This window comes from Streptomyces sp. NPDC085900 (assembly GCF_044540925.1).
Classification (GTDB): Bacteria; Actinomycetota; Actinomycetes; order Streptomycetales; family Streptomycetaceae; genus Streptomyces; species Streptomyces gilvifuscus.
In genome coordinates this window covers 645,109-661,198 of record NZ_JBITSP010000005.1, presented here as the reverse complement: position 1 = coordinate 661,198, position 16,090 = coordinate 645,109, and the positions used below count along the sequence as shown (strand labels likewise).

Genomic DNA, 16,090 nt, shown 5'->3' with positions numbered 1-16,090 from the left:
CGGGAGGCGCGCGCGTTCAGCGCGCGGACGATCTTCTAGCGTTTGCGGCCCACCCCGCCGTAGATCCCCACCTCGTCCGGCGTATCCCCGTCCGGGTCGTCCGGCCGCCAGCGCGAGCACGTCACCACCCCCGGCTCCAGCAGCTCCAGCCCGTCGAAGAAACGGACCACGGCCTCGGGGGTGCGCTGGGTCAGCTTCGGGGTGCCGTGCTCGTTCCAGAACCTGACCGCCTCGTCCACCTCCGGCAGCGCCGGGCTCGTGACGGTGTGGGACAGCACGAGGTGGCTGCCGGCCGGCAGGGCCTCCATGAACCTGCGCACGACGCCGTACGGGTCCTCGTCGTCGCCGACGAAGATGACCACGCCGAGCAGCAGCAGGGCGACGGGACGGCTGAGGTCCAGGGTGCGGGCGGCGCGCTCCAGGACCGACTCGACGTTGCGCAGGTCCTCGTCCAGGTGGTCGGTGCGGCCCTCGGGCGTGCTGGTGAGCAGGGCGCGGGCGTGGGCCAGGACCAGCGGGTCGTTGTCGACGTACACGATCCGGGCGTCGGGGGCGAGCCGCTGGGCGACCTCGTGCGTGTTGTCGGCGGTGGGCAGCCCGGTACCGATGTCGAGGAACTGCCTGATCCCGGCGTCGGTGACGAGATGACGCACGGCGCGGCCGAGGAAGAGGCGGTCGGCGCGGGCGTACTCGCCGATGCCCGGGTGGAGTTCGCGGATGCGGTCGCCGGCCACCCGGTCGACCTCGTAGTAGTCCCCGCCGCCCAGCCAGTAGTTCCAGATCCGGGCCGTGTGCGGGCGCAGCGTGTCGATGCGTCTGCGCAGGGCCGCGGCCGGATCTTCGGTGGCTGCCGGGTTCTCCGTCACGGGCTCAGCTCCTGGAGGGCCTGGTGGTGCGGCGGGCGCGCTGTCGAGAGGCAATCTAGACGGCGGAGTTGATGTCTGCCGAGGGTTCGGAGCAGCCCGGACGGGCGTTCCCGAGCAGCGCCCGCGCGACGTCGTCGCCCCATACGGACGCGGCGTCCACGTACGGGCGCAGCAGCGTGGTGAGCGCCGGGTCCGCGCGCCCGTTGAGCTCGTCGGAGGCGATCTTGCGGGCGATCCCGGCGAGGAAGTCGGCCAGTTGCACCCGCGGGTCCTCACGCGCGACCACGAGCCGCACCCCGGCGAGGCGGATGCCGGAGCGCCGGGCGGTCTCCTCGATCCACGCGATGCGTTCCGGCGTGAGCATGTTCTGCCGGTCGTGCACCAGGCGGACGGGCCGCCCGCCCGCGCTCCAGTACGCGGCCGTGGCGACGATCGCGGGCAGCAGCGGGTTGAGCACCGGAACCAGTGTGGGCCCGGCGTCGATCCGGGCGCGATAGGCGTCCGCGCGCGAACGCGCCGCAGCCAGCCGTTCCAGCACCGCCGCGACCTCCGTACCCGCGTGCGCGCGCCGCAGGGCGTCGACGGTACGGAAGAACACCTCGACGGGTTCGGAGGGTTCCCCGTCGTTGCGCACCCGCAACAGCCGGTTGGCGGCCTGAAGGAACTCCCGCCAGTGCTCGTCGCCGAGCGTCCGCCGCCCTTCCCGGAACAGGGGCGCGGCCTCGCCGCCGTCGCCGAGCAGCAGGTCGGCGGCCCGGTCGACGACGAAGAACGCCTTCTCCGTCAGATGCACATGGGCCGTCCCGTGCAGCGGCCCTCCGGGAGCGAGCAGCCACTCCAGCACCGGCCGGTGCTTCTCCCGCAGCAGGTGGTTGGCCTTGTACTCCTCCGCGGGCGAGCGGATCCGGTCCCGGACCTCCCGCAGGTACCCGGCCGCGGTGCCGACCGGCAGGAGCACACTGGCGTGCGCGAACACGTCGGTGTTGCCGCCGGTGAGGTTCTCGCCGTCCGACCCCGACTCGTCGCACCCGACTTCCAGGTCGTTCCAGGTCACACCACAGCCCCCTGTCTTGTGCACCATGAACAGGATCGCGCACGACACACCCGGTGAATCAAATCCTTTGCGCGCCCCACCCTCGACGTCCTGCGGCGCCGCACCGGCATGAAGGGGCGCACCTGCCCGCCCGACGTGCTGGAGACGGTACGGCGGAGGGCGGCGGCCGTGTACCCGTGACGGTCCGCCGCGCCGGGCCCGGCCGCCGTCGCTTGCCCGATCTCCTCCGCGCGCCCGGGGGTGCCTAGACTTCTGTCATGGACGACACGGCGCTGGAGCGGCTCGGCGAGGGCAAGTATCTGCTGGTCACCAGCTTCCGCAAGAACGGCACCCCCGTCGCCACCCCGGTCTGGGTGGTGCGCGACGGGGACAGCCTCGGCGTGTGGACCACCGCGGACTCCTGGAAGGTCAAGCGCATCCGGGCCCGCGGGGATGTTCTGGTCGGCCCCTGTGACCTGCGCGGTCACCCCACCGGCGCGCAGCTCCCGGCGACCGCGGAGATCACCGACGGGGTGACCGTGGCCCGCTACCGCGAGCTCATCGCCCGCAAGTACGGCATCGTGGGCCGCCTCACGCTCCTCGGCAGCCGACTGCGCCGGGGCGCGGACGGCACCGTCGGCATCCGTGTGACCCTCAAGCCCTGACACGCGTACGGCCGCGCGGCCCCCCTCGGAAGAAGGGGGGCCGCGCGGCCGTCACGCCGACGGACCCGGGGCTACGACGCGTCGAGCACCGTGCCCGCGAGCACCGGCCCGCCGGGCCGCGGGTCGCCGTTGTCGTCGGCGAGCTGGAAGCGCACCGACTCGGCGGGCTCCGCCACATGGTCCTTGACCGTCGGCAGCTCCAGCTGCGCGGTCAGCTGTCCGGCCGGGACGCCGGCCGCCAGGGCCAGGTACCTGATCGAGGACAGCGGGCGCTCGGGATCGGGCTCCTCACCGGAGACGTCCCCCAGCCAGTGCGGGTCGACGTCCTTCGTGGACAGCTCCGGGCCGTCGGTCACGGGCGTGACGACGAAGTACTCCGCGAGGTCCACGTCCGCCACCGCCGACAGGGACACCTTCCACTTCAGGGCGCCGCCCTCGGTCACCCGGTCCGCGACCGGGGTCACGGTGAGCGTGGGCATCGGATCGTCGTTCTGTGCGGTGACGCCGCCCCGGTACGAGCCGACGACGGCACCGTGCACGGCCTTGACCAGCACGTCGTTCTGTACGTCGTAGCCGTAGCGCGTGTTGCCCTTCACCTGGACGGAGACGTCGATGTCGTGGCCGCCCGGGCGCACCGTCACCAGGCGCTCCTTCGCCCGGCCGGTGACCGGGTCCAGGACGTACACCCGCACCTGGCCGCTGCCCTGCCCGGCCACCCGTACCGGCACCCGGTAGGTGCGCACGCCCGAGTCGCCCTCCTTGACCGTCGTCCGGCCGATGTCGACGCGCGGCAGGGCGGCCTCCTTCACGGTCGGGGTGCCCGCGTGCCAGCCCCAGGCGTCCATGAGCCACGCCTTGCCGCTGGTCGAACGGGGCGTCAGGTCGAGGGACTTGACGTGCCCCAGGTCCACGCCCGCCCGGGTCGCGGCGGTCAGCGGCACGCGGACCTCGCGCGCCCAGTAGGAGGCGGTCTGTTCGGTGCCCGGCAGACCGTCGACGCGGACGCGGCCCAGCGCGGCCCGCTTGCCGTGGGTGTCGGTGACGGACACGTCCAGGCTCGTGCCGGTGGAGTTCGGCGGCACGATCAGCCGCAACGCGAGGTCCTTGGCACCCTTGAGTCCGACCGGCGTGCCGGGTCGCACCCGTACCGCCGATCCGGCCGCCGACCAGCTCAGCGCAACGGCGCGCCGGCCGACCTCGCGGTCCGTCTCCCACTGCGCGAAGTGCGGTGAGGAGCCCTTGGCGCCGCTGCCCAGGCAGGCCACGTGCGCGTCCGGGTCCACGGCCGAGCACAGCCGTCCGCCGGTCACCGACATCTTGCCGTCCGGCAGGAAGCCGCCGGCGCGGTCGGCGCCGACCGCGTGCGTCAGCACCCGCGCCGGGTCGGCCGACGGCGCCCGCCGGCCGGTGCCGTCGAGCAGCGGCCGCACCCGGTCGTCACCGGCGACGAACAGCCGGGCCGCGGCCGCGATGTACACGCTGCCGGCCTTGTGCTGCCGGTCGGCGGTCAGCCGGGTCGCCGTCCCCGGGGCGCACACCGGGTCCGGGTGCTGGGGGTCGGTGTAGAAGTCGTCCTCCGAGGGGGCCTCGGACTGCCCCGGAGTCCACTCGGAGTTGAAGAAGTTGTGGTCGGCGCCGACCACGTACACCGCGCTGTGCAGCGCCTTGCCGCGGCTGACGCCCCGGGTGCCGTCGACGTAGACCTCGCCCTGGAGGTCGGAGACGTCGCCGTCGCAGCCCGGCAGGATCGTCGCCGAAGGAACGTCCGCGACCGGATTCTGGCCGAAGATCGTCGGTCCGATCAGCACGGTTCCCCGGATGTGCCAGCGGACCGGGCCGCGGTAGCCGTCCTGCGCGGCGGGCGGCGGGTAGAGGCTGTCCATCGCCGCGCGGTTCACGCCCTCGCCGCCGCGCGAGTGGCCGACGAGCAGGACCCGGGACAGATCCGCCTTCGGCGCCTGGCGCACGACCGCGGGGGCCGTCTCCGGGTGGGCGGCCCAGTCGGCCCAGCGGGCCAGGTGCTGCCGGATCAGGGAGGAGCGGGCCTGCGCCCCGCCGTCCTCGGCCGCCCAGTCCTGGCCGTTGACGCCGTTGGCGGAGATCGAGACGGTCACATAGCCCTGGGACGCGAGCAGGCGCTGGTCGCGCAGATAGCCGCGGTAGCTGGGGATCGGTTTCGTGCCCGCCGGGCAGGGCCAGTCGCCGGTGACGTCGTCGCCCTTGTAGCAGGTCGAGTGGCGCCCGTGCAGGAACAGGGCGAGCCGCCGGCTGCCGGTGGCGCCCTTGGGCGCGACCACGACCGCCTTCATCTCGACGGGCTGGGGGAAGTCGGGCAGCTTGACCGGGTCGAGGTCGTACTCGCCGGTGGCCGTGCTGTACTGGCCCGGCTTGCCGGGGTCCACGGAGTTCGCCGGGAGCGGTGCGGGCGGCTGCGGGGCCGCCGTCTCGCGCCGGGTCCGCGGAGCCTGCGTACGGCCCGCGGAGTCCAGCTCGCGCCCGCCGGCACGGACTTCCAGGACCTTCAACTCGCTTGCCGAACGGACGTGTTCGAGGTCCAGACGGAAGGTGCGGCCGTCCTTCGCGGCCCTCGGGTGGCCGAGCAGCCGGTCGCCCGCGTAGAAGTCGACGCGCGCGTCCCCCATGCGCACGGGCGCGGCCGAACGCCACACCAACTGCCGCTCCCCGCCCCGGCCGGCGATCCGCCAGCCGGGCGGGAGACCGCCGTCGTCTGTCACCGCCGGGTGCGGTCCGGCAGCGGACGGCGGTGCCGCCTGTGCCAGTCCTGGCGATCCCCCCGCCACCGCGAGCACCACCGCGGCGGTAGCCCATATTCGCCGGGCACGGATCAAGGTGTTCCTCCTCAAGTACCGGTTGCGGGCACCCCGTTGGTCGGGCGGGGAGCCTCGTGCCCCGGAGGACGGAGAGACGAAGCTGTGGGTTGCCTGTGGCCGGTGATGTCGCCGGGGTTGAACGGCGCGATCAGGCCAGGGCCGTACGGCAGGCATGCGCCCGCGTGCCTCGGGACAGGACCCCTCAATGAGCCGAACCCCGTTGCGCGCCGCGGTCGTCGGCACCGGTCACCGTGCCCGGACCGTCACCCGCGGCCTCGCCGCGCGCCCCCGCCACCGCGTGGCCGCCCTGTGCGACCCGACCCCGGCCCGGATGGCCTTCCACAACAGGCTGCTCACCGCCGAGGGGGGAACCCGCCGCCACCACCTGGGAGCCCGACCGTTTCCCCGACCTGCTCGCCGAGGAGGACATCGACGAGGTCGTCGTCACCACCGTGGACGCCGCCCACGACCGTTACATCGTCGCGGCGTTGAAGGCGGGCTGCCGGGTCGTCACCGAGAAGCCCATGACCGTCGACGCCGAGCGGTGCGCCCGCATCTCGACACGGTCCGCGAGACCGGCAACTCCCTCACCGTCGCCTTCAACTACCGCTTCAACCCGGTCCACGAGAAGGTGCGCGCCCTGCTCGCCGACGGCGCGAGCGGCGAGGTCCTCTCCGTGCACTTCGAGTGGCTCCTCGGCACCCGTCACGGCGCCGACTGCTTCCGCCGCCGGCACCGCGAGAAGGCCCTGAGCGGCGGCCCGACGGTGCACAAGGCGGGTCACCACTTCGACCTCGTCAACCGGTGGCTCGCCGACGAGCCGCAGGAGGTCTTCGGCTACGGGCGGCTCGGCTTCTACGACCCCGAGGCGGGCCGGCGGCACGGACTGCGCCGGGACTACGAGCGCGCCCACGGCGCCGCGCAGGCGGCCGACGACCCCCTCGCCCTGGACCTGGCCTCCGACGACACCCTGCGCGCCCTCCACCTCGACGCCGAGCGGCACGACGGATACCTGCACGACCGCAACGTCTTCGGCGGACCGGTCACCATCCAGGACGACATGGCCGTCCTCGTGCGCTACACCCGCGGGGCGACGATGACGTACCACCTCACCGCCTACTCGCCGTGGGAGGGCTAACAGCGGCGCCCTGCACGGCGATACGGCCGCCGAGCACGCGGGCGGCGCCAGGCTCACCCTGCGCCCGCTGTGGAAGCCGCCGGCCGACATTCCGCTCGACGCGGACCACGAGGCGCACGGCGGGGGAGACCCCCGTATGCTCGACGCGCTGTTCGGACCCGTCGACGCGGGCCGGGCGGCGGACCCGGGCGCCGCCGGGCACCCGACGGCCACGGAGCGGGACGGCGCCCTCGCCCTGGCCGTGGGGCTCGCGGCCAACCGGTGTTTCGAGACCGGCCGGCCGGTGGCCGTGCGGCACCTGACACCTGGACTGTGGGAGCGATGACGCGGAAGAAGGACGGCGCGACCGAGGCCGCCCGGCGCATGTTCGACGCGGACCGCGCGGCGCGGGGTCTGGGCATCGAGCTGTTGGAGATCGCCGAGGGAAGCGCTGTGCTGCGGATGACGGTGACGGCGGAGATGGTCAACGGACACGGCATCGCCCACGGCGGCTGTGTGTTCCTGCTCGCCGACACCGCGTTCGCCTGTGCCTGCAACAGCCACGGGCCCGTCACGGTCGCGGCCGCCGCCGACATCGACTTCGTGGCGTCCGCGCGCGAGGGGGACGTCCTGACCGCCGAGGCGGCGGAGCGGGTGGGCTTCGGCCGCAGCGGGATCTACGACGTCACGGTACGGCGCGGCGACGAGGTGGTCGCCGAGTTCCGGGGCCGCAGCCGCACCCTGCGGCCCGCGCCGGACTGATCCCTGGTCAGGTCCAGGCGCGGAAGGGCTCGTCGACCAGCTGGAACACCGGCTCGCCGCGAACCGGGTCCTTGGCCGTGGACAGCCGCACCCGGTCGCCGCTGTGGATGCCGATCGGCGGGCCCATCACCCGGCCGCGGACCACGAACCCCTCGGCCATCTCGACCAGCGACACATTGCGAGCGGCGGGGGTGTTGCGGTGCACGGTCGTGGAGTGCCGGATCGTGCCGACGCCCTCGCTGCGCTCCGTCCTGAGGTCGCTGCCCTGGCAGACCGGACACAGCAGACGGTGGTACATGGCGGTGCCGCACCAGGTGCAGCGCTGGAAGAGGATGGCGTCCGAGTCCCGCGGCGCCGTGTCGAGCACGCCCGCCGCAGAGCCGCCCGCCTGCCGGACAACGCTTCCTGAGTGGTGGTACACGCTGGTCAACTCCCTGCGCTCGGCCGGAATCCCACGTGCGCGGTTTGCCGTGCCACCGTGCACGGCATCAATGTATGGCACTGAGTGTCATACGTAAAGGCACTGCGTACCCTCAAATTGCGGGACGTTCGGTCAGTCCTGTTCGAGGGTGCTCTCGATCTCCCGGACCACCCGCCACATCGGTGCGCCGCGCCGGGAGACGATCACCACCACGTCCTCGGGCTCCTCCTCGCCGTGCGGCGCCCGGGTTCCGGCGAAGGCCTGCTGCACATAGCCCAGCGCGTGGTCCAGCGCGGCACTCGCGTCACCCTCCCCGTCCGAACGGAGCCAGGACCGCAGCGCGTTGTTGTGCGCCGCCGCCACGGCCGCCGCGATCACATCGGCCCGCAGCGTCCCGTCCGGCCGGCCGGCGAGGCGGCCGCGCAGATAGTCCGCGAAGGCCCGCTCGTAGCGCCACACCACCGACAGCTCGTACGCGCGCAGCCCCGGCACCTGCTTGGTCAGCCGATAGCGCTGCACGGAGAAGGTCGGGTTCTCGGTGTACATCCGCAGCACGATCCGGACCGCGTCGCACACCCGCCGCACCGGCTCGTCGTCGGAGCTCTCGGCGAGGAACTCCGTCATGTCGGCCAGGCACCGCTCGTGGTCGGGGAAGACCACGTCCTCCTTGGACGGGAAGTAGCGGAAGAACGAGCGCCGTCCGACACCGGCCAGCGCCACGATGTCGTCGACGGTCGTCTGCTCGTAACCGCGCTCCAGGAACAGCTGGAACGCCGCCGCCACCAGGGCGTCCCGCATCGGGGGCTTCGCGGCCGCCGGCTCGGTGTTCATGAACGCGAAAGTAGCACCTTCGGGACACGGATGGCACTCAGTGCAGGCCGAACAGGGAACTGAGTGCTCTGCACGGTCCCGACAGGCGACGACAGCCTGGCGCTGAACTCTCGGCGACGCCCCCGCGTATCTCTCCTCGGGGAACGGCGGACAGACCCGCCACGGGACGGAAGGAGAGCGCACTGTGCCCACGCCGCCGGCATCCGGGTCACCGCAGGACCAGCCGCCGCTGGAGCCCATCCGCGTACTGCGCCCGCGCCGCACGGACGCCCTGGCCGAACTGTTCAGGGAGATGGAGCAGGGCAGCACCGGCCTGGAGACCGTCACCGTGCCCGACCCGCACTCCTGGGACGAGGGCGAGACGCAGGAACTCCCGCCCGTGCGCACCGACGACCGCACCCCGCCGCGCGGCGACCGGTTCGGCTTCGGCCCCGGCCTGCGCCGTGCCGCCGTCGCCATGGCCGTCACCGCGGCCGCCCTCGTCGGCTTCGGCGGCGCGCTCCTGCTGTCCGGCAGGAACGACGACACCCGCGCGGAGACACCCGCACCCACGGCCTCCGCCGAGCCCACCCCCACGGCCACCCCCACGGCCACCGCCACGTCCGCCGACGATCCCGACGGAGCGGGCACCCTCCGCGAGGGCGACAGCGGCCCGGCGGTGACCGACCTGCAAGAACGCCTGCTGCGTATCCCCGACGTCTACCGCGACGGCGCCACCAGCGGCGTCTACGACGCCACCCTGCGGGCCGCGGTGGCCCGCTTCCAGCTCTGGTACGGCATCAGGGGCGACGAGACCGGCGTCTACGGCAACGACACCCGACAGGCGCTTGAGTCCCGGACTGCCTCCACCGGCTGACGGCGCGAGCGCGGCGCCCCGCTCCGGACGCCGCCGGCTACTCCGGCTCGGTCGGCACCCGGATGTCGAGCACGCAGACGTCGTCGCGCCGTTCGCCCGCCAGCACTTCGGCGAGCAGCGCGCCGAGCTTGCCCGTCTCGTCGGTGTGGTGCGCCAGGACGCCATCGGCGAGCCGTTTCAGGCCCCGGTCCAGCGTCTCTCCGGGCCGCTCGATCAGACCGTCGGTGTAGAGGAGGACGCGGTCGCCCGGTTCGAGGCCGACCTCCGCCTCCTGGAAGCGCGGCTCGGTGCTCGCTCCGAGGAGCATGCCGGCGGGACGGTCGAGGAAGCGCACCTCGCCGTCGCGCAGCAGCAGCGGCGGCGGATGGCCGGCCTGGGCCCACAGCAGTCGGCGCCGGGCCCGGTCGTAGCGGGCGAGGACCATGGTCGCCGTGCCGTGCGAGTCGCGGGAGTGCAGCAGCAGTCTGTTGAGCCTGGCCAGCGCGCCGGTCAGCGACGATCCGGTGATGACCATGCCCTTGGCGGTGAACCGGAGCTGGGCCATGGTGGCCACCGCGTCGATGCCGTGACCGGCGACGTCCCCGACCACGAACAGGGCCTCCCCGTCGGCGAGTTCGATGGCGCTGAACCAGTCGCCGCCCACATGGATGCCCGACTGGGCGGGCAGGTAGGCGACCTCGACCCGCAGTCCGGCCAGCCGGACCGGCCGGGTGGGCAGTGGCAGCAGCGCGTCCTGCAGCCGGCCCGCCAGGGTCCGTTCGGCCAGCAGCACGTCGTGCTGGGTGAGGATGGCCCGCTCGCTCTCGACGAGGGCGAGCTCCGCGCTGCGCTGCGCGGTGAGGTCCTGGATGACGCCGTGCACCTCGACGGGTGTGCCGTGCGAGTCCGGCACCGCCTCGGCGACGGCGCGCAGATGCCGCAGTCCCCCCGTGGTCCTGATCCGGAAGGGCAGGTCGAACGGCCGCCCGTCACGCAGGAGTCGGGCGATGGCGTGGTCCAGCGCGGCCCGGTCCTCGGGCAGCGCGAGGTCGGGCAGCGCGGTGAGCCCGACCGGGCCGGACTCGGCGCTCCGGCCGAGGAGCGCGTAGACCTGCGAGGACCAGGTGACCTCGTGCGTGAGCAGGTTCCAGCTCGCCCAGCCCAGGTTGCCCAGCCGCTGCAGATCCGCCAGCCGCTGCTCCTGCCGGTCCGAGGAGCCGTGCCGCACCCAGGTGAGGACCACTCCTTCGCCGAGCGGCGCCGCCCGCACCGAGTACGTGGACAGCTCGGCGATCCCGTCCACGACCTCCTGGTGCCCGAACGGCTCGCTCTCGTACGGCTCTCCCGTCGTGAGGGTCCGCCGCAGGCCGCGGCGCAGCGACGGCTCGGCGGCCAGGGCCGGGCAGCACTCCTGGAACCGGCGGCCGACCAGTTCCTGTCCGGCCCTGCCCACCACGACGCCGGACTGCGCGGTCGCGGCGGCGACACGGAGGTCCTCGACCCCTGCCGACGCGTCGGGAGGCGGCGTCAGGAGCATGGCCGCGCCGGGCAGCGCGTCGAACACCGCCTGCACGGACTCCGCGGCGGCGTCGGCCGCACCCCCGGGGTGGGAGTCGAACGCGCGCAGCCGCCCCGCGCAGAGGCGGGCCACCGCCTGCAGAAGGTCACGGTGCTCCGCCGAGAACGCCCCGGTCCGGGAGCGCAGGATGCCGATGCACACGTCGGTGGCGGAGCCCTGGCGTCCGCCCGCCGCCCCGGGCAGGGGCAGCCAGGCGCGGGTGGGCCAGCGGCTGGGCGGGCCACCGATCAGCAGATACCGCCTGCGGTCCGTCTCGAGGTCCTCCAGCCAGCGCGGCTCGCCCGCCCGCAGCGCGTCGAGCGCGGCGACCCCGCTGAGCGGAGGGACGTGATGCCACTGGGTGGCCAGCGTCTCATCGATGCCCGCGTGCCCGATCAGGTCGAGTCCTCCGGCGGGCATCCGCGCGTAGATCATGACGGCGTCGGTGTCCGCCTCGGTGAGCTGCTCCAGCAGGCACTGGGCGAGTTCCTGCGGTGTGGCGACCCGGACCAGCTGCTTGCCGAGCGCGGCGAGGGTGGCCGAACTCCCTTCGCTCAGTGCCGGGTTGCGCGACGACGGGACGGTGGCGGCAGTGCCGGCGTCCGCTCGGCTCTCCGCGGTCGACGGGGTGTCCGCCGGGGCGGCCTGCGGCGCCGCCAGGGTGCCGAGGGTGATCCAGCACTGTTCCAGCAGGGTGCGTCGTCCGGCCTTGGCGCGTCGGCGCAGCTCCTCGTCCGCCGCGTCGGGAGTGCAGCCGGTCAGCGTCATCACCGCGCCCTTGGCCCGCTCCAGGACAGCCGCCATCGCCGCCAGATCCCGCAGCCTGTCCAGCTCGGCACGTTGCCTGGCGACGACCTCGGCCAGCGCGACGGTGTCCGGCGCGGCACCGGAATCCGCCGGCGTGGCGGGCTCGCTCGTCACGCGACGAGCATCGCACACATGGCTTGGCCCGATCACGGTCTTGCCCGCCCGGACTTCACTCGAAAGGGGACAGCCCGGGCCATGGCGGTGGACGTGCCCGTTCGCGCCCCCCGCGATCACTCATCCGGTGGTCGGTACAGCCACCGCCGCAGGAGCCGGCTCAGGCGCGGCATGATCAGGTAGGTCAGCACCGGCAGGAGCACCAGCGGGAAGACGGCCGCCCGCAGGAGCAGGGGCCAGGCGGTGGTGCGGGGTGTGACCAGCCACTGGATGAGGAGGGTGAGGGGGTAGGCGCCGAGGAAGGTGGTGAGGACCATCTTCCAGCGGGGCGGGGACTGCACGGTCGTGCCGGGGAGGCTGAACCAGGTCTCCATCCCGCTCGTCGACTGCCGTTCGCTGCCCACCTCGGTGGCCACGCCGTCGATCCGCCGGTGCCACTCGGCGCGCTCGGCGGATCTGAGCCACTGGGTGAGCCGGTCCGGGTCGGACCAGCGCAGTACGGCGTGGAAGCGGTGGCCCTCCTCGGGGCGCAGCCACGAGACGCCCTCGTTGCCCGGGAACCGCCTGGCGCAGCGGGTGATCCCGTGGGTCCACTCCTCGAACTCCTGCTCCCGGCCCGGCCGTACCTGCCAGGTGAGAACGGTGGTGACCGGCTCGCCTCGTCGCAGCTGGGTGGTGCTCATGCTCACCACGGGTGCCACGCACGGCCCGGATCATGCCCCGGGCGCCGGTCCCCGCGTCAGCGCCCCGCCTCCACCAGTGCCCGGGTGACGGCACGGACGCTGCGCGCGATGTGCTGGAGCTGCATGACTTCCGCCGCGTACAGCTTGATCGTGTGCTCGATGACCGACTCCGGCATGCCGAGGCCGGGGAGATCGGCGCGGGCGGTCTGCAGGGCGGTGCGGGCCACCCGGATCTCCTGCTGGACCTGGATCTGCGCGTGACGGGCGAGCAGCACGGGGTGCCGGATGAGCGCCGGATAGCTGGCGTAGCGCGCAGGCACCAGCTCGCGCAGCCACTTGGCCGCCGAGCGCTCCCAGTCGTAGGAACCGGGCTGCTTGACCTGGCACGGCCAGTCCGGGCTGAGGCGCGTGGTCGTCAGTTGCATGAGCATCGCTTCCGGGTGTGCGGCGTCGTGAAGGGTGGTCCGACGGGTGCGGGCGGCCCCGGCCTAGGGGATGACCGGGACCGCCACGGGCCTCCTGAGCGGGGCCCGCCCGGACACCACAGGCGCCGACGCGGGTAGGAGACGGCGGCTTCGGTGTCCGGGTGACGCGTGAGAAGTATTTATATATGCCGTCTGCTTTGCAAGACGCATGAAAACATTCATGCGCGAAATGTTCCGAAAGGTCCCTTTGTAATTCCGGACGGCGCGTGGGAGCGGTGTTACCGAGGGTTGCGGCTCGGCCGGTTCCGCGGGAGGTGCTCGGTCAGTCCCGCAGGAAGAACTGGTGCTGGTCGGAGATCTGCTCGTACTCCTCCAGCCGGGCCTGGGTGCGTTCCGGATCGGCGTCGGTCATCGCCTGCAGCAGCGCGGCGGCGATCACGCCGGGCGCGGCGTAGGAGTCGAAGACCAGCCGGGAGCCCGTGCCGGTGGCGAAGACGACGTCGGCCTCGTCGGCCACCGGGCCGAGCGCCAGATCGGTGACCAGGGCGACCTTCAGCCCGGCGGTGCGCGCGACCCGGACCGCCGTGAGCGTCTCCTGGGCGTGCCGGGGCATCGAGAACGCCAGCACCCAGTTGCCGCCCGCCTCACGGGACTGCAGCAGCGCGTCGTAGGCGACACTGCCGCCCCGGGTCACCAGCCGCACGTCCGGGTGGATACGGCGGGCGGCGTAGGCGAAGTACTCGGCGAGGGAGACCGAGATGCGCAGCCCCAGCACGGTCAGCGGGGTGGACGCGGACAGCTCGCGGCCGATGTCGATGAGCTGGTCGGGGTCGGCGAAGTCGCGCCGCAGGTTCTCCAGGTTCTCGATCTCGGCGTCCACCGCCGCCTGAAGTTCGTTGCTGCCGTTCTCCTCGGTCGCGCCGGGCCCGCCGGCCAGGGTGCCCAGGGCGATCGACTGGAGTTTCTCGCGCAGCGCGGGGTAGCCGCTGAAGCCGACCGCCGCCGCGAACCGCGTCACCGACGGCTGGCTCACTCCGACCCGTTCGGCGAGATCGGTGATCGACAGGAACGCCGCCTCGGTGATGTGCTCGATCAGGTACTGGGCGATGCGCCGCTGGCCGGGAGAGAGCCGGGGCCGGTCGAAAAGCGTCCTGAGCTGGGATGCCGGGGCAGCCTCCGCTTCTGGAGCGGTTTTGCCCGAGGTGATCGAGGATGCCTGTGCGCGTGCCTGCTGCGGCGATGGCACCGGTCCGTCTCCTTTTTCTGCCACAGTGCTTCAACATAGCTCACACACCGTCGTGACCAGGGCTTGCACGAGGGCAACAGGCCCCCGCCGGACGGGTCCTGGGACCACGCGCCGCAGGCTCGCGTCACCGGCGGTAGATCGTGATCGAGTGGCCGACCTCGTCGATCGGGCGACTGGTGTCGATCAGGGTGCGCAGCCGCCCGCGCGCCTTGTCGATCGCCGTGTCGGACACGACCAGCAGCCCGTGCACCTGACGGGGTGCCACCTCGCGCGGATCGGCGGCGTCGATGCCGTAGTACGACGGCACACCACTGCCCTTGTACACCAGCCAGACCCGCTCGCCCGGATACCGCTCCCGCAGCCGGTCGGCGAGCCTGCCCAGGTCCTGCCCCCAGTCGACGTTGGAGTCGTGCAGCCGCAGATACGTCTTGTCCGGACCGCCGAACGCCTCGTTCGAGTACGGCAGATAGTAGGGGAACGTCAGCAGCGAGCTGACCGCGACAAACAGCACCAGCGCCCCGGTCGCGAGCGGAGCCCACCGCCGTCGTACGGCGAGAACGCAGCCGGCCGCCACCGCCAGGAACATCGGCACGAAAATCGCGTAGCGGGTGCCGAAGTCCCGTGAGCCGGTCATCGCCGCGGCCAGCAGCACGGCGGGCGGGATCAGCACATAGGGCGCGGCGGGCCGCAGCCGCCGTACCGCCACCACCGCGGCCGCACCGGCCGCCCACAGCACCAGCATGCCGATCGGCGTCTTCACCAGCAGCGCGGCCGGCAGGTAGTACCAGCGGGAGCCCGTGTACAGATGCCCGAAGAGGAAGCCCTGCCACGGATACCGCTCCAGCCCGAACTGGATGCGCATCCCGTCCAGATACGACTCCGGGAACGGCAGCAGCCCCACGAGCAGCCCCTTCAACCCGTGCACGGCGGGCACCTGCTGCCCCGCGGCCGACCACCGCAGCCGCGGATCGACCACCAGGTACGACAGCCATACGACGGCCACGCCGGCCACCGCCACGACCGCCGCCCCCGCCGCGGCCCGCCGGAGCGCCCGCCGGCGGTCCCCGGGCTCCGCCGCCCACACCGACCAGGCGGCCAGCGCCATCAGTACCGGTACCACCGGCAGCACACTCATCTTGGTCGCAAGCCCCGCGCCGAGCGCCACGCCGCCCAGCGGCACGTACAGCCGGGGGCGTCGCCGGGCCCGCCACAGCAGCCAGACGGACGTCAGCACGAACCCCGCGGCCGGTACGTCCAGCGTCGCCAGGGAACCGTGCGCGATGACGTCGGGGGAGAGGGCGTACAGGGCCAGGGCGACCGAACCGGCCGCGGCGCCCGCCAGTTCACGGGCGAAGGCGAACACCACCAGCCCGAACAGCAGGGACAGCACGATCATCGGCAGCCGGGCCCAGAACATCAGCCGCCAGGTGTCGTTGCCGGACTCGTACAGCAGATGGCGTGCGTACGCGGTCTGGTCGCCCCGGTACGCCGTGTCCACGTGCGGATCGGCGACCGCCACTCCGGCGGCGACGATCAGTTTGCCCAGCGGCGGGTGCTCGGGGTTGAGCCGGACGCGGTGCTCGTGCAGGTAGTCGGCGGCCGTGGCGACGTAGATCGGCTCGTCGATCGTCGGTGTCTGCTGCACGGCGGCGGTGACCATCGCGGCCGCCATCTGACCGAGCAGGACCACCACCAGCAGGGGCACCAGCCACCGCCGGGCGGGCCGGCCGGCGGCAGGCGTCGCCCGCGGCGGGTGCCGCTCCTCGTCGTCGCGTGGGCCCGGTGCGAGGACCGAGTGCTGTTCGTGCGCCATCATCCGCCCCGCGCTGACACCGGCCGCGAGGGGGCGGGAGCGATCCGGGGCCCTGTCATGGGCCCTACTCTCGCACCGTCTCC

General features: G+C 73.1%; 13 protein-coding genes and 1 pseudogene. 4 read left to right on the top strand and 10 right to left on the bottom strand.

Annotation, left to right across the window (positions count from 1 at the left end; all coding sequences use genetic code 11):
• Positions 1-35 precede the first annotated feature (35 nt).
• Positions 36-866, bottom strand: a complete 831-nt coding sequence (locus tag ACIGDI_RS21455) for an SAM-dependent methyltransferase (protein WP_399898811.1) — start codon at positions 864-866, stop codon at positions 36-38.
• A gap of 55 nt (positions 867-921) precedes the next feature.
• Entirely contained in the window at positions 922-1,920 is a 999-nt protein-coding gene (locus ACIGDI_RS21450; protein WP_399898808.1) for a hypothetical protein, read from the bottom strand.
• Between the two features lie 257 nt (positions 1,921-2,177).
• On the opposite strand from ACIGDI_RS21450, the gene ACIGDI_RS21445 reads away from it, so the two are divergent.
• Positions 2,178-2,564 carry a PPOX class F420-dependent oxidoreductase gene (locus tag ACIGDI_RS21445; protein WP_399898805.1) on the top strand — a complete coding sequence of 129 codons (387 nt, stop codon included), beginning with the start codon at positions 2,178-2,180 and terminating at the stop codon, positions 2,562-2,564.
• A 71-nt stretch (positions 2,565-2,635) separates the two neighbouring features.
• Here the strand turns inward: ACIGDI_RS21445 and ACIGDI_RS21440 are convergent, their stop codons facing one another.
• Complete coding sequence (locus ACIGDI_RS21440) at positions 2,636-5,413, bottom strand: alpha/beta hydrolase family protein (protein ID WP_399898802.1); 2,778 nt, start codon at positions 5,411-5,413, stop codon at positions 2,636-2,638.
• Between the two features lie 187 nt (positions 5,414-5,600).
• On the opposite strand from ACIGDI_RS21440, the pseudogene ACIGDI_RS21435 reads away from it, so the two are divergent.
• Together ACIGDI_RS21435 and paaI are read left to right on the top strand one after the other, a co-directional pair.
• Positions 5,601-6,858, top strand: a pseudogene (locus ACIGDI_RS21435) (Gfo/Idh/MocA family protein).
• Positions 6,855-7,274, top strand: coding sequence for a hydroxyphenylacetyl-CoA thioesterase PaaI (paaI, locus tag ACIGDI_RS21430; protein WP_399898800.1), 420 nt, complete (start codon positions 6,855-6,857; stop codon positions 7,272-7,274). Before ACIGDI_RS21435 ends, paaI begins: the two are co-directional and overlap by 4 nt.
• A 7-nt stretch (positions 7,275-7,281) precedes the next feature.
• Here the strand turns inward: paaI and ACIGDI_RS21425 are convergent, their stop codons facing one another.
• Positions 7,282-7,695 (bottom strand): Zn-ribbon domain-containing OB-fold protein, encoded by a 414-nt coding sequence (locus tag ACIGDI_RS21425; RefSeq protein WP_399898797.1) that lies wholly within the window; start codon positions 7,693-7,695, stop codon positions 7,282-7,284.
• Positions 7,696-7,827: 132 nt separating this feature from the next.
• Positions 7,828-8,493: a TetR family transcriptional regulator gene (locus tag ACIGDI_RS21420; RefSeq protein ID WP_399898912.1), complete on the bottom strand. Its 666-nt coding sequence runs from the start codon at positions 8,491-8,493 to the stop codon at positions 7,828-7,830.
• Between the two features lie 217 nt (positions 8,494-8,710).
• On the opposite strand from ACIGDI_RS21420, the gene ACIGDI_RS21415 reads away from it, so the two are divergent.
• On the top strand, positions 8,711-9,382 hold the full coding sequence (locus ACIGDI_RS21415) for a peptidoglycan-binding protein (protein WP_399898794.1): 672 nt from the start codon (positions 8,711-8,713) through the stop codon (positions 9,380-9,382).
• 37 nt (positions 9,383-9,419) lie between these two features.
• Here the strand turns inward: ACIGDI_RS21415 and ACIGDI_RS21410 are convergent, their stop codons facing one another.
• The 5 genes from ACIGDI_RS21410 to ACIGDI_RS21390 form a co-directional block, all read right to left on the bottom strand.
• Entirely contained in the window at positions 9,420-11,840 is a 2,421-nt protein-coding gene (locus ACIGDI_RS21410) for a SpoIIE family protein phosphatase (protein WP_399898791.1), read from the bottom strand.
• A gap of 116 nt (positions 11,841-11,956) precedes the next feature.
• The gene (locus ACIGDI_RS21405) at positions 11,957-12,523 is read right to left on the bottom strand and encodes an antibiotic biosynthesis monooxygenase (RefSeq protein WP_399898788.1); all 567 of its coding nucleotides are present in this window, start codon (positions 12,521-12,523) and stop codon (positions 11,957-11,959) included.
• 56 nt (positions 12,524-12,579) lie between these two features.
• Entirely contained in the window at positions 12,580-12,954 is a 375-nt protein-coding gene (locus ACIGDI_RS21400) for a hypothetical protein (RefSeq protein WP_142145628.1), read from the bottom strand.
• Positions 12,955-13,270: 316 nt separating this feature from the next.
• The gene (locus tag ACIGDI_RS21395) at positions 13,271-14,194 is read right to left on the bottom strand and encodes a MurR/RpiR family transcriptional regulator (protein WP_399898785.1); all 924 of its coding nucleotides are present in this window, start codon (positions 14,192-14,194) and stop codon (positions 13,271-13,273) included.
• Positions 14,195-14,318: 124 nt separating this feature from the next.
• Complete coding sequence (locus ACIGDI_RS21390; RefSeq protein ID WP_399898782.1) at positions 14,319-16,010, bottom strand: ArnT family glycosyltransferase; 1,692 nt, start codon at positions 16,008-16,010, stop codon at positions 14,319-14,321.
• Positions 16,011-16,090 lie beyond the last annotated feature (80 nt).

Excerpts from the sequence above, each read along its gene's own strand:
- ACIGDI_RS21420 (WP_399898912.1), bottom strand. The coding sequence starts at position 8,493 with ATGCGGGACGCCCTGGTGGCGGCGGCGTTCCAGCTGTTCCTGGAGCGC.
- paaI (WP_399898800.1), top strand. The coding sequence starts at position 6,855 with ATGACGCGGAAGAAGGACGGCGCGACCGAGGCCGCCCGGCGCATGTTC.
- ACIGDI_RS21390 (WP_399898782.1), bottom strand. The coding sequence starts at position 16,010 with ATGATGGCGCACGAACAGCACTCGGTCCTCGCACCGGGCCCACGCGAC.
- ACIGDI_RS21445 (WP_399898805.1), top strand. The coding sequence starts at position 2,178 with ATGGACGACACGGCGCTGGAGCGGCTCGGCGAGGGCAAGTATCTGCTG.
- ACIGDI_RS21400 (WP_142145628.1), bottom strand. The coding sequence starts at position 12,954 with ATGCTCATGCAACTGACGACCACGCGCCTCAGCCCGGACTGGCCGTGC.
- ACIGDI_RS21405 (WP_399898788.1), bottom strand. The coding sequence starts at position 12,523 with ATGAGCACCACCCAGCTGCGACGAGGCGAGCCGGTCACCACCGTTCTC.